The sequence below is a fragment of the Chitinophaga sp. Cy-1792 genome, from assembly GCF_011752935.1.
Lineage (GTDB): Bacteria > Bacteroidota > Bacteroidia > Chitinophagales > Chitinophagaceae > Chitinophaga.
Genome location: NZ_VWWO01000001.1, coordinates 3,018,098 through 3,030,992, shown reverse-complemented (window position 1 = coordinate 3,030,992; position 12,895 = coordinate 3,018,098). Strand labels below are relative to the sequence as shown.

Annotated in this window: 11 protein-coding genes; 7 read left to right on the top strand and 4 right to left on the bottom strand. The window is 45.7% G+C overall.

Translation table 11 applies throughout. The annotated features are described in order from the left end of the window. Nucleotides 1-9 precede the first annotated feature (9 nt). Nucleotides 10-2,655 (bottom strand): PAS domain S-box protein, encoded by a 2,646-nt coding sequence (locus tag F3J22_RS12310; RefSeq protein ID WP_167017521.1) that lies wholly within the window; start codon nucleotides 2,653-2,655, stop codon nucleotides 10-12. 397 nt (nucleotides 2,656-3,052) lie between these two features. Here F3J22_RS12310 and F3J22_RS12305 point away from each other — a divergent pair, with 397 nt between their 5' ends. The 3 genes from F3J22_RS12305 (at nucleotide 3,053) to F3J22_RS12295 (ending at nucleotide 5,400) form a co-directional block, all read left to right on the top strand. Then, the gene (locus tag F3J22_RS12305; protein ID WP_167017519.1) at nucleotides 3,053-4,006 is read left to right on the top strand and encodes a PhoH family protein; all 954 of its coding nucleotides are present in this window, start codon (nucleotides 3,053-3,055) and stop codon (nucleotides 4,004-4,006) included. 170 nt (nucleotides 4,007-4,176) lie between these two features. Beyond that, the gene (locus tag F3J22_RS12300) at nucleotides 4,177-4,656 is read left to right on the top strand and encodes a DUF4878 domain-containing protein (protein WP_167017518.1); all 480 of its coding nucleotides are present in this window, start codon (nucleotides 4,177-4,179) and stop codon (nucleotides 4,654-4,656) included. A gap of 204 nt (nucleotides 4,657-4,860) precedes the next feature. Further along, nucleotides 4,861-5,400, top strand: coding sequence for an inorganic diphosphatase (locus F3J22_RS12295; RefSeq protein ID WP_205195195.1), 540 nt, complete (start codon nucleotides 4,861-4,863; stop codon nucleotides 5,398-5,400). A gap of 199 nt (nucleotides 5,401-5,599) precedes the next feature. Here F3J22_RS12295 and F3J22_RS12290 read toward each other — a convergent pair whose 3' ends face one another. Next, complete coding sequence (locus F3J22_RS12290; RefSeq protein WP_167017516.1) at nucleotides 5,600-6,370, bottom strand: C40 family peptidase; 771 nt, start codon at nucleotides 6,368-6,370, stop codon at nucleotides 5,600-5,602. A 92-nt stretch (nucleotides 6,371-6,462) separates the two neighbouring features. Here F3J22_RS12290 and F3J22_RS12285 point away from each other — a divergent pair, with 92 nt between their 5' ends. The 4 genes from F3J22_RS12285 (at nucleotide 6,463) to F3J22_RS12270 (ending at nucleotide 9,359) form a co-directional block, all read left to right on the top strand. After that, a complete protein-coding gene (locus F3J22_RS12285) occupies nucleotides 6,463-7,038 on the top strand; it encodes an RNA polymerase sigma factor (protein ID WP_167017514.1) in 576 nt (191 codons plus the stop codon). After that, on the top strand, nucleotides 7,028-8,203 hold the full coding sequence (locus tag F3J22_RS12280; protein ID WP_167017512.1) for a zf-HC2 domain-containing protein: 1,176 nt from the start codon (nucleotides 7,028-7,030) through the stop codon (nucleotides 8,201-8,203). Before F3J22_RS12285 ends, F3J22_RS12280 begins: the two co-directional genes overlap by 11 nt. Nucleotides 8,204-8,402: 199 nt before the next feature. Then, nucleotides 8,403-8,984 carry a sigma-70 family RNA polymerase sigma factor gene (locus F3J22_RS12275; RefSeq protein ID WP_167017510.1) on the top strand — a complete coding sequence of 194 codons (582 nt, stop codon included), beginning with the start codon at nucleotides 8,403-8,405 and terminating at the stop codon, nucleotides 8,982-8,984. Between the two features lie 15 nt (nucleotides 8,985-8,999). Continuing rightward, nucleotides 9,000-9,359, top strand: coding sequence for an anti-sigma factor (locus tag F3J22_RS12270; RefSeq protein WP_167017508.1), 360 nt, complete (start codon nucleotides 9,000-9,002; stop codon nucleotides 9,357-9,359). A 52-nt stretch (nucleotides 9,360-9,411) separates the two neighbouring features. Here F3J22_RS12270 and F3J22_RS12265 read toward each other — a convergent pair whose 3' ends face one another. Both F3J22_RS12265 and clpB read right to left on the bottom strand, forming a co-directional pair. Beyond that, nucleotides 9,412-9,891 carry a nucleoside deaminase gene (locus tag F3J22_RS12265; RefSeq protein WP_167017506.1) on the bottom strand — a complete coding sequence of 160 codons (480 nt, stop codon included), beginning with the start codon at nucleotides 9,889-9,891 and terminating at the stop codon, nucleotides 9,412-9,414. A gap of 336 nt (nucleotides 9,892-10,227) precedes the next feature. Continuing rightward, the gene (clpB, locus tag F3J22_RS12260) at nucleotides 10,228-12,828 is read right to left on the bottom strand and encodes an ATP-dependent chaperone ClpB (protein ID WP_167017504.1); all 2,601 of its coding nucleotides are present in this window, start codon (nucleotides 12,826-12,828) and stop codon (nucleotides 10,228-10,230) included. Nucleotides 12,829-12,895 lie beyond the last annotated feature (67 nt).

Here is a 12,895-nt window from a genome sequence, read left to right as displayed (position 1 = left end):
ATAAGCTTATTATTCAGGCCTAAAAGTAATAATAAATTTGGTTCCGAGACCTGGTTTACTCTCAGCTTTTATACTTCCTCCCATTGTTTCTACCTGTGTTTTGGTAATAAACAGCCCGATTCCTTTGGCATCTTTGTTCTTGTGGAAGGTCTTTCTAAAGCCAAATAACTTGTTACCGAATCGTTCCATGTCTATACCTACACCATTATCTTCAACGGTAAGCACAATGAGGTCGTTCTCTACCCATGTCTGCAAATGCAGCTCCGGCGTACGTTCCGGCGAGCGGTACCTGATGGCGTTCGTGATAAAGTTTTGCAGGATACTGTCGAGATATATCCTGGAATATATCAGGGCAGGCGCTTTGCTGAAATCTGATGAGATTTGAATATTGCTCGTTTCAACGTCTACCAGCAAAATATCGGTTACCTTCTTCAGCCTGTCGGCGAAGAAGAGTTTTTCTTTTTCAACATTGACATCCTTTCTGATCTGTACTACTTCTACGAGATCGTTGAGGGTTTCGTCTATTTTCTTAATCACCTCATGCAGCATACCCAGGTATAATTCGCGTTCCTGCTGGGAAGTAGCTTCGTTGTGCATTTGCATCAGCGCCTTCAGGTTGGCGATAGGTGCTCTCAGGTTATGGGAGGTGATATGTGCGAAGTCTTCCAGTTGTTTATTCTGGTTGACGAGGTTTTTATTGAGATTAGACAGCTGATCATTGGCGCGGCGCAGCTCTTTCTGCATTTTGCGGCTTTCGGTGATATCCCTTATAAACACGGAGATACCGCCGTCCTGCATAGGTGTCAGCAGGAAGTCGAACCATTTGTCAGGCGCCGGGAAGTAGATACCGAACGACTGAGAAGCCTGCTGCCGGATGCATTCCTGGAGGCGTGCATAGAAAACGGTGCCGCTCAGTTTAGGAAATACTTCGAAGATATTGCTGCCGGTAAGTGCTTTTCTTCCGATCAGTTTTTCTGCTTTCTGATTGAGGAAGTTGAGTTGTCCATCTGGTTCCATGGCTACGTAGCCCATGTCAATGGTATCGAAGAAGAGCCGCATCAGTTCCGTGTTGCGGGTCAGTGCTTCGCGGATGGCGGATTGTTCGGTGATATCCTGCACAACGCCGTATATACGTTTGGGTGAGCCATTGGAGATATCGGCCTGACCGATTGCCCTCACTCTTTTAACAACGCCATAAGGTGTTTCGATGACCATCTGGGCATCAAAAGGCTTACCGTTACGGATACACTGATCGATCAGTATGCGTAGGTTTTGCCGGCATTCTTCGGTATAGAAGGCCAGTACATCATCCAGGGTAATGGAAGTTCCGGGTGTACAACCGTGGATATTACATGCTTCTTCAGACCATCTGAATTCGCCTGTATTTACGACCAGCTCCCAGCCGCCAATTTTTCCGATCTGGCCGGTCTGCTGCAGGAATTCCTGGTTTTTAATATTTTCCAGTTCCTGTGTTTTCTTGTCGGTGATATCATTTACCAGTGCTACTACGATCCTTTCCTTATCTACCGGGTTGACGACCGGAAATACGGTCAGATCAAGGTACACTTCCCGGTCTATATTTGTCCAGCGGCCATCTTTTCCGAAGTCCACCTTCTTTTCCAGGCGTAGCGGCATATTATCCTGTAATGCCTGCTGGAAGAGATCATCCAGTTCGAACATGGTCGCAAACTCGTCGTTCATCACATTGAACTGTCGGCGTGCGGTGGGATGCGGAGAGTCAAAGAAATTACGTTGGGTTTGATTGATGCGGCGGATAAAGCCGAAGTTATCAAACTGAATATAGCCGATGGGCAGATTTTCTATAATATTATCCAGCAGTCGTTCGCTTTTCTGGAGGCTGATTTCGGCCAGTTTCTTTTCTGTGATATCATCGAGGATAAGGAAAAGGTTGGCCATATTACTCTGTTTATCTACTACCGGGAAAACGGTTGCTTCGAAATAAACAGGATAAATGCGGGTGATATCGTCGTAACTCTTCTCGGAAAAGTTGAGAAGAATTTCTCTTTTCATTGTTTTACGGCCGCTGCGTACATCTTCGAACAGTTTGGCCAGTCCGTTGAGGCGATAATGCGGATCAGAGAGCCAGTTATAATTCTGGCGGGTAAAGAACGCGTGGTCTTGTCCCCAGATCTGTCGCTGGCGGCTGTTCATTTCCATGCTGATACCTTCCGGGGAGAACTGTTGGAGTCCTATCGGGAGGTTTTCCAGTATCTGGCGGAAATACTGTTCATCTTCCTGGATACGCAGTTCGGATAGTTTACGATCTGTGATATCCATGCCGATGATCAGATATTGTTCGGAGCTGTTATTATCAGGGGAGACGGGATTTACGCCGGCTTCGAGCCATAGTGGTTTTTCACCGTTTATGAGGAAGCAGAACTGTTCACGTACAGCTTTACCGTTGTTGATGGCATGCATGGTACGGGCCCACTGGTCCCCGTTTGCGGGAAGCAGGATAGATTCGAGCAGTTGTCCGCAGACTGCCTGCTCCCGTAACTGCAGCGCATTGAGCATCAGTTTGTTTACCGAGGATATGGTGCCGTCCGTGCTAACTGTTACTGACAGTGCGCAGGAGTTGATGGCAGCTTCCAGGTGTTGCAGATGCTGGTAATGCTGATCCATAGCTATATTCATATGATAGCGGAACTTAATATCGTTGTGTCTGCAAAGGCCCTAAAAATAGCTATTAAATAGCAGAAATTACTTTTAATTCCATAAATGTAGGAAAATGTTTAATGAATGAAGGCGAGGTCTGTCGGAAGGTTGTGGATGTTTTATCCACGTGTGTGGATTTTTCATTTGGCAGAATCTGGTGAACGAGTAATATCTTCGCATTGGATTAACATCCTGACAAACAATGCGGCCAGCTGAACGAGAGCTGTTGTTATTTCAAGGGCCGGATCAATCAGGCGAGGTATCTGGAGAAATTAGTGCAAGCTTAACAAGATTGCTATTCAGGTTGCGTAAGAATTGAATATATTCGGCATGATAATATCGACATTTTTCCTGGACAATTTAAATCTTAGAATCATTGACTGAATCGATTATCAACTTAGACAGTATTAATCCCATTGAGTTTTTTGGTGTAAACAACGGAAAACTGGATTTACTGAAGAAGAAGTTCCCATTGTTGAAAATCCTGTCCAGAGGTACCCAGCTGAAGCTGAGCGGCTCGCCGGAAGAGGTGGCAACAGCGGAGGAAAAGATTGGCCAGATCGTAAAGTATCTGGAGCGTAACGGCAATCTGACCGAGAACTATTTTGAACAGATCCTTGGGGATGAAGAGGGTCCTGGCACTGATAACTTCAGTGACCGTAACCCCAACGAGGTACTGGTATTTGGTCCTAATGGCCGCACAGTACGTGCCCGGACGGCAAACCAGAAGAAGATGGTGAAGATGGCCGACGGGAATGATATTGTATTTGCTATCGGGCCGGCGGGTACCGGTAAAACCTATACAGCAGTGGCGCTGGCTGTAAGGGCCTTGAAGAATAAAGCGATCAAGAAGATCATTCTTACGCGTCCGGCGGTGGAAGCAGGTGAAAGCCTGGGTTTTCTGCCAGGCGATTTGAAGGAAAAGATTGATCCTTATCTGCGTCCGCTGTATGATGCGCTGGATGATATGATACCGGCAGAGAAGCTGAGTTATTATATGGCCAACCGTATTATAGAGATTGCCCCACTGGCGTATATGCGCGGAAGAACGCTGGATAGTTCCTTTATTATCCTGGATGAGGCGCAGAATGCGACAGATTTACAGATTAAAATGTTCCTTACCCGTATCGGCGCATCTGCGAAAGCGATTATCACCGGTGACCTTACCCAGATCGATTTACCTAAGAACCAGAAGTCGGGCCTTGAAAAAGCGACCCGTATCCTGAGAAATATCGATGGTATTGGTTATGTGGAGCTGGATGAAGAAGATGTGGTAAGACACAGGCTGGTGAAGGCCATTATCCGGGCTTACGATGCCAATAAAGATTAACAGCTTAAAAAGTATTGGTACTCACTGAGTACCAATACTTTAACGCTTTTTTAACGAGCTTTAGTGTAAGTTCGTGCTCATAAGGGTATGACGTTATAATGACGGAACTTTGCAGATTTCAATGTTTAACCCTATTTTTGTTAGTGATATATTAATAATTTATCCACCGCATGACCAATATTCGTCGAATCCTGTTACTGGCTGTTATACCAACCTTGTTGTTCAGCTGCAAAAAAAAGGCTACACCGGAAGAAGTGGCGCTGGCTTTTATGCACGCCATTCAGGATTCGAACTTTGACAAGGCAAGGGATTATGCCACAAAAGAATCCCAACAGGTAATACAGCTCTATTCTTTTTTTGATGCTCGCCGTAGCGATGCCGAAAGGGAAAAGATCAGAAATGCCAAAATCGAGGTAATTAAAACGGAAAAGAATGAGGCGGGTGATAAAGCATCAGTAACGATCCTTAATTCATCTGCACATCAGGAGGAAGTATTGCAATTGGTGAAAGAAAGTGGCCAGTGGAAGATCTCGCTGACACTGGAAAGTATCATTCCTAACTATGCGCCACCTGCCGGTAACGGACAAACCTTTGATTCTACAGGCACCATGCCGGCTGATACCGCTGCAACCAGCGTTCCTGTCCATTAATAGCTTGCCTTTTTCTCCCGCCATAACTTACGGGATAATAATAATTTAGCTATTAACACTTTGTTACGTAATTTTGCCACGCATTCGCGAGGGCCGGGCATGGAATTTTCCTATCCGATCTTTGCTGTATGCAGGGTTGCTGCCCCTGTTCACGAACTAAAGCTTGCATTGAACTATAAACATTAAAGTAAAGTAGATTAAATTATGATGACAAATCCCTGGCATAGTGTGAGTCCCGGTAGTGAAGTACCACACATTGTAAATGCTATAATTGAGATTCCAAAGGGATGCCGTGCCAAATACGAACTCGATAAAGAAAGCGGATTACTGAAACTGGACAGGGTACTCTACTCTTCTGTTTACTATCCTGCCAACTACGGATTCATACCACAGTCATACTGCGACGATCACGATCCACTGGATATCCTGGTACTGTCTCAGGTTGATTGCGTTCCAATGTGCATCATTGAAGCAAAAGTTATCGGTGTTATGCAAATGATCGATGGTGGTGAAGCTGATGATAAAATCATCGCAGTTGCTGCCAACGATATGAGCGTAAACCATATCAACGATATATCTGAACTGCCTCCTCACTTTATTGAAGAAATGCGTCATTTCTTCGAAGAATATAAAACCCTGGAAAAGAAAACCGTTATCGTGGAAGAATTCCAGAATAAAGCGAAAGCAGAAGAAATCATTAAACAAAGCTTCGAAGATTACCGTAAGATCTTCAAACAAAGCTAAATTGTACAAAGTACGATTATGAAAAAGCTGGTGTCAACTAAATAGGCACCAGCTTTTTTTATAAGCAAATATTTTGATTGATGTTTGATTTTGCCAATGACACCTTCGGTGTCATTGGGGTGGTTCCGCCCCTCCGGGGCGGTGGTAAGCTACCGCAAAGGGAAGCGTTTGTTTGTTCAGGACCGTTTATATAACTTCCTTACAGCAATCTTTTTATAATCCGCAGCTTATGGGTACGTATCCCTGTATCGCGGTTGATAATGCCCTGATTATCGATCGGGTCTATTCTTACCTTACCGGATGAATGTATGATCTCCTGATCATTTAGTAAGATGCCCACATGGGTAATCCGACCTTCTTCATTATCAAAAAATGCGAGGTCGCCCAATTGTGCCTCCTGGAGGAAGTCGACGGCGTTACCCTGGGTTGCCTGTTGGTAGGCATCTCTCCAGAGTTCAATCCCTGCCAGTTTAAATGTATTCTGGGTAAGGCCGGAGCAATCTACCCCAAAAACAGACCTTCCGCCCCATAAATAGGCAGTATTCAGGTATTTCATGGCAGCATCCCTGATAACAGTTGCCCGCTGCGCTGCAGGTACGTCGGTAGTCGCGAGATTTGCCGGGATATTGACCACAGATTGACCCCAGTTTGAGGAACCGCCCTGACATTTAACGAGGCAGCCGAAGGGAACCATCATAGGCTGACCATTAAATATCACCTCGTTACTCCATTCAGGCAGATACCCGGTAACCGGAAGCTTGTAGAATAATTCATCGATGGGCTGAAGGTGTGATTCCGTGGCCCAGCCGATGTAATCATCATATTGATTTCTGACCTGCACCCACCCGCCGGCGGCTGATGCCAGTATTTCCACGCATTCGCCCCACAGCAACTGGGAAATCATTTCGCTTCTGTGTGCCCATTCCATGCGCAAAGGCGCAACAGGCACAGTTACAACAGCATATGGCATATGAATTGTATAAATCCGTTTTAGTATCCAATAATCTTGTACCGGTAATGAACTTTTTCCGATTTAATACGTAAATATAAAATATTAAGTTTATGCACCAGCAGTTAACCAGTTTATCGGATAAAGAGTTAATATCCCGGACCAGAAAACAAAAAGACCGGGAAGCGGAGGGCGTGTTGATGGAAAGATACAGTCATTTACTGGTGGCAATTTCCCTACCTCAGTTAAATAATCGTACCAACCTTGACCCCAACGTTGTTTTTCCCAATTTACTACAGCGACTTAGCGCAAGTCTCAAAACACAATCCATCTATAAAGCAAATGAATGGATCTTGCATACGCTGCGCGGTTACTTCAGCAAACAGGAAAAAACCACCCCGTTCTACCCGTCCCGCGATGGCAGAGACATCCTGCACATCGAGAACAAGGTGGAGAAAGCATCTACAAATACTATAGACCGCGAGGAGCTTGTCGTCCGGCTGGAACAGGCTTTGCAACGCCTTCCTGCAGAAGACAGGTCCCTGTTGCAGGACTTTTATCTTGAAAATAAATCATTCACAGAATTAGCTGCAGCCAAAGGCTGGAACCGGGATAAGGTGCGCAACCAGCTGAAGGCTTCCAAAAACAAATTGGCCAAGCTTTTCATCAATCAGGCGTATGTTAAATAATCATTCAACCCAGCATGATAAGGTGATCAAGATCTTCTCAGGCATCCGTTGCCTGAGTAAGGATCAGTTCCCCCGCTATTTGGACGGGAGACTGACAGACGTGGAAAAACACCTGGTAGAACAACACCTGGTAGATTGTGATCTCTGCTTTGAAGCATTACAGGCGCTCGAACAGGAAGGGAACACGGATCGTTACAACGACCTTACCGGCAAACTGCAACGCTATATCCAGCAAAGCATTTCCCCGGTATCACATACACAGAAGGTGGCAAAATATACCCGCAAGGAAAAATACAAGGAAAATTTCCTGGTATTCTTCTGGATCCTGGCATTCGGCGCCATGGGCATCAGTGGCGTATATGTACTCCGAGGACATATCCGTAACCAGCCGGTAGTACCACGTATTATGGCCAGCGCTGTGCCGCCGGTACATGAAACTGCGGATAAAACAGATACAGAAACGAATCCCGACCAGTCTATCGTACAACCTGATCACGTATCTCCTCCTCCTGCTGTACCGGTGACTGCTCAACCCGTTCCGGGAAATATACTGGCCGTTCCGGGCACCACACCTGTAACAACTGCTCCTGCGCCAGCTGCTAAGCCGGCCGCTCCCCCTGTGGTGCTAAGTGCCGCGGATTCAGCAAAATTAAAAGCCCTAAATGCTGCCAAAGCAGCTAAACTGAAGGCAAGGACTGATAGTATCCGAAAAGTAAATCTTGCAGCCGCAGCAGCGGCCCGTAAAACGGATTCTATCAATAAAGTAAACGAACAATTACAGCGAGACCAGCAGGCAAAAGAAGACGCCGCTGCAAAAGCCCTGGTGGCAGCTAAAGAAAAGGACCTGGCCACTCCGGAGGCGCCCAGAAGGGACGAAACGCCTAAAAAAGAAGTCGCTACCGTTCCCATGACCAATAGTGATGAAAATCTCTATAAATCTGCCTTACAACTACAGCAGCAGGGCAGTATAAACGAGGCCATGGACCATTATCGCAGGATAGAGTCGAATGGAAACCCCAGGTATGTAGAACTGGCGCGGTACCAGCTGGCCATCTGTTATCGCAGTAAGGGCCAGTCCGGCAAGGCCAGACGCATGTTTAAGGAAGTAGTACGTATGGAAGGCAGTATGAAGAATGCCGCCCAGCAGGCACTCGATTCGATGTAAATCTCCATTGACAAAAGATATAAAACAGCCACCTCTACCGGGTAGAGATGGCTGTTTTCATTTAATAAAAGCAGGTTATGGATGGCGTAAAAGGCAGGCATCTACCAGCGATATAAAAAAAATCACATTTATTATCCATTAATTTTATGGAATTTTTATGAAGATTGCATCTTATAAGCAGCATTCCATTTTTTAGCCTGTGAATTATCCGGAAATACATAACATATCAGACCAGGAATTACTGCTACGGTTCAAAGCAGATGGTAACAGCGAGTGGATCGGTGAATTATTCGACCGCTACGCCGTACTTTTACTGGGTATGTGCATGAAATACCTCAAAAATGAGGAAGATGCACGTGATGCCGTACAGCAGATTTTCCTGAAAGTATTGTCAGATGTCAACAAACATGAGATACAATACTTCCGTGCCTGGATATACCAGGTAGCCAAGAACCATTGTCTGATGCAGATCCGTCAGAACCATATGAAGTATAAGGAAGAGATCAGCGACCGAAACCTTGGAAGTATGGAAGCGGAGCAGGAAGATAAGCGTATGCACCAGGAAAAGGACCTGATGCTGGAGAATATGGAGCAGGCGATGAACCAGTTAAGTCCTGAGCAGAAAATCTGTGTGGACCTTTTTTATCTTCATAAAAAATCCTACCAGCAGATTGCTGATGAAACGGGATTTAATCTGATGCAGGTAAAAAGCCATATTCAGAACGGGAAGCGGAATCTCAAAATTATACTGGAAAAACAACAACGCGCAAACAAGCGATAATTTGCATCAATTGATATGAACGAGCATTTCAAAGATATATTTGTCACTACTGGTTGTCCTTCGCAGCAACAGCTACTGGATTATGTCCAGGGGCGACTGACGCCGGAGGAACAGCATGAGATAGAGATGCATTTGTCTGATTGTGAGCTTTGCAGTGAGGCGCTGGAGGGGTTATCTGCTATTCAGGAGAAGGAAAAAATTCCTGCGATGGTCAGGCAGATGAAGTGGGACCTGATGAAGAAGTTACATAAACGATACCGGAGAAATCGCCGGCCGGAGAATTTTAATATATCCCTTACCGTTATAGTGCTGGTGATATTATTTATTATTCTTGCTATGTTCTTCGGATTTCATTTCTTTACACATCACAGATAAAAGTACATTACTGTATAAATAAATTATCAGGGCCTTACAGGCCCTTTTTTTATTAGTACAGGGTTCTGTTTTCCTTGCTGTTCCAGTCTTCAAAAACGCTGATGGCATCCGGGGAAGGTATGTGTATCAGCGGAATACGTTTCTCTTCGTGAGGTTTTCCTATCTCATCATAAATAAACGAGTCGTCGAAAGCGATAGCGGCGGCATCTTCTTTGGTGTTGGCATAATACACACGATCCGGGCGGGCCCAGTAGATAGCTCCCAGGCACATGGGGCAGGGCTCACAGGAAGTGAATATCTCGCAGCCATTGAGCTGGAAAGTATTCAGGCTGGCACAGGCGTTGCGTATGGCCATTACTTCGGCATGCGCCGTAGGGTCGTTGTTGCAGAGGACCTGGTTCCATCCCTCTCCTACTATTTCATCCCCTCTGACTACTATAGCTCCAAAAGGTCCACCATCACCACTTTTCATTCCTTTTGCCGATAAACGGACCGCATGTTCCATGAATTTTATTTCTCTTTCTCCGATCATGATTATTTGTGTTGATGTAGTCACAATTTAGTGAAAAAGCGTTGGAAAATGGTCTGTTGCGAACGCAGGATCTTTGATGATTAAGTTGTTGATAGTGATTTAAGCGAATTAGCCGTTGATACCTTCGGTATCAACGGGGAGATTCCGCCCCTGCGGGGCGGGGCTACTGGTTGATGGTGTTTTATGATTTAGGCGATTTGGCAAGTGATCTCTACTGAGTAGAGATCACTTGAGTGGTCCGCCCCTGCGGGGCGGGTGCGCTGCGCGTGGCGTAAATAAAAAACCCCGCGAAGAATCGCGGGGTTTATTGTAAACTATGTATCGTCGTATTTAGAATTATTTATTTCGAACTACTACAACGCCATCAAAAACATCTATCAACACTGGTTTTGATTTGTCGATATCACCTGCGAGAATTTTCTTACTCAGCAGGTTGATGATTTCTTTCTGGATGAGGCGTTTTAATGGTCTGGCTCCAAACTGCGGATCGTAACCCTGTACAGCGAGGAACTCCAGCGCATAATCAGAGAATTCCAATATTATGCCATTTTTAGCGACCATCTCCTTCAATTGTTGTAATTGTATGTTAATGATTCCTTTAATTTCGTCGCGCATTAACGGCTGGAACATGATGACCTCGTCTACACGGTTCAGGAACTCAGGGCGGATGGTTGCTTTCAGCAGTGTCATTACCTCTGCCTTGGTTTTATCCACTATTTCTTCCTTGTTGCCTTCGTCGATATTTTCGAAGTTTTCCTGGATAATCTGGCTACCCATATTGCTGGTCATGATGATAATCGTGTTTTTGAAATTCACGATCCTGCCTTTGTTATCTGTGAGGCGGCCATCGTCGAGTACCTGTAACAAAATGTTAAAAGTATCGGGGTGTGCTTTTTCGATTTCATCCAGTAATACTACAGAGTATGGTTTACGACGTACTGCTTCGGTCAGCTGTCCGCCTTCATCATATCCGACATATCCCGGAGGCGCTCCTACCAGTCGGCTTACGCTGTGTTTTTCCTGGTATTCACTCATATCGATGCGTGTCATCATGGTTTCATCATCGAAGAGGTATTCTGCCAGGGCTTTTGCCAGTTCTGTTTTACCAACACCGGTAGTGCCGAGGAAGATAAAGGAACCGATGGGCCGGCGTGGGTCCTGAAGGCCTGCGCGGCTACGGCGGATGGCATCAGATACAGCGATGATGGCTTCTTCCTGTCCTACCACACGTTGGTGCAGTTCTTCTTCCAGGTTGAGGAGCTTATCTTTTTCGCTCTGCATCATTTTAGCAACCGGGATGCCGGTAGCTTTTGCCACATTTTCCGCGATATCTTCCGCATCCACTTCTTCTTTCAGCATACGTTTGTGATTCGCAGATAAATCTTCCAGGTCTTTCGTCAGGTCATCTACCAGTTTTTCCTGCTCTTTCACTTTACCGTAGCGGATTTCAGCTACGCGGCCAAAATCGCCGTTACGTTCGGCCTGTTCGGCTTCGAGTTTAAGATTTTCTATCGCAGATTTAGCGTTTTGTATTTTGTCTACTACTTCTTTTTCTGCCTGCCACTTTGCTTTGAAGGTATTACGCTCATCGCTGAGGCGTGATATTTCGGCAGCCAGTTCGGCCAGTTTATCTTCATCGTTTTCGCGTTTGATCGCTTCTCTTTCAATTTCGAGCTGACGGATTTTACGTTCCAGTTCATCCAGTTCTTCCGGCATGGAATTCATTTCCAGGCGAAGTTTGGCTGCACTTTCATCGATAAGGTCAATGGCCTTGTCGGGCAGGAAACGGTCGGTGATATAGCGGTGTGATAATTCCACGGCAGCGATGATCGCTTCGTCTTTTATCAGCACGTGGTGATGACTTTCGTACCTTTCTTTGAGTCCGCGGAGAATAGAAATCGCATCTTCTACGCTTGGTTCATCTACCAATACTTTCTGGAAGCGACGTTCCAGTGCTTTATCTTTCTCGAAATATTTCTGGTATTCGTTGAGGGTGGTAGCACCGATAGCGCGGAGTTCACCGCGTGCCAGTGCGGGTTTCAGGATATTGGCAGCATCCATGGCACCTTCCATGGCGCCGGCACCGATGAGGGTATGGATTTCATCAATAAAGAGGATGATTTCACCATTACTCTCTGCTACTTCCTTTACCACGCCTTTTAATCTTTCTTCAAACTCACCGCGGTATTTGGCACCCGCCATCAGTGCGCCCATGTCGAGTGCATAGATGATTTTACTTTTCAGGTTTTCCGGAACGTCGCCGTTGATGATACGATGTCCGAGTCCTTCCACGATAGCGGTTTTACCTACACCTGGTTCCCCTACGAGGATAGGATTATTTTTAGACCTGCGGGAGAGTATATGTAAAGTTCTGCGGATTTCCTCATCGCGACCGATTACCGGGTCGAGTTTACCTTCGCGGGCCAGTTCGTTGAGGTTTTTCGCATATTTCTGTAAGGTATTATATTGGCTGCCGCCAGACTGAGAGTTGACGGTTTCGCCTTTACGCAATTCTTTTATAGCAGCTTTGAGGCCTTTTTCAGTGAGGCCGGCATCTTTGAGCAATTTGGCGGTATCATCGCTGCCGCCGAGAATTGCCAGCAGCAGGTGTTCTACACTCACAAATTCGTCTTTGAATTCTTTGATGGAGGCACCAGCTCTCAGCATAGCATTATTGGCATCGCGGGAGAGCATTTGTCCTGCGTCGCCTCCGGCCATGCGCGGATATTTTTGCAGCTGTTCGTTGAGTTTGCTGTTGAGGAAGGTAGTGTTCACATCATTCTTCTTCAACAGGTATTCAATCGGGCTGTCCTGGTCATCTAGCAGCGCCTTAAGTATATGCCCTGTTTCGATGGCCTGGTTCTGGTTGTTGAATGCCAGTTGCTGCGCCTGTTGCAGTATTTCCTGCGATTTAATTGTGAAATTATTAAGATTCATAAGTTTTTGTTTTCTCCTTTTTTGTGTCTACAAACGTGCTTTTTTAACAACAAAGCCTGAACCAATG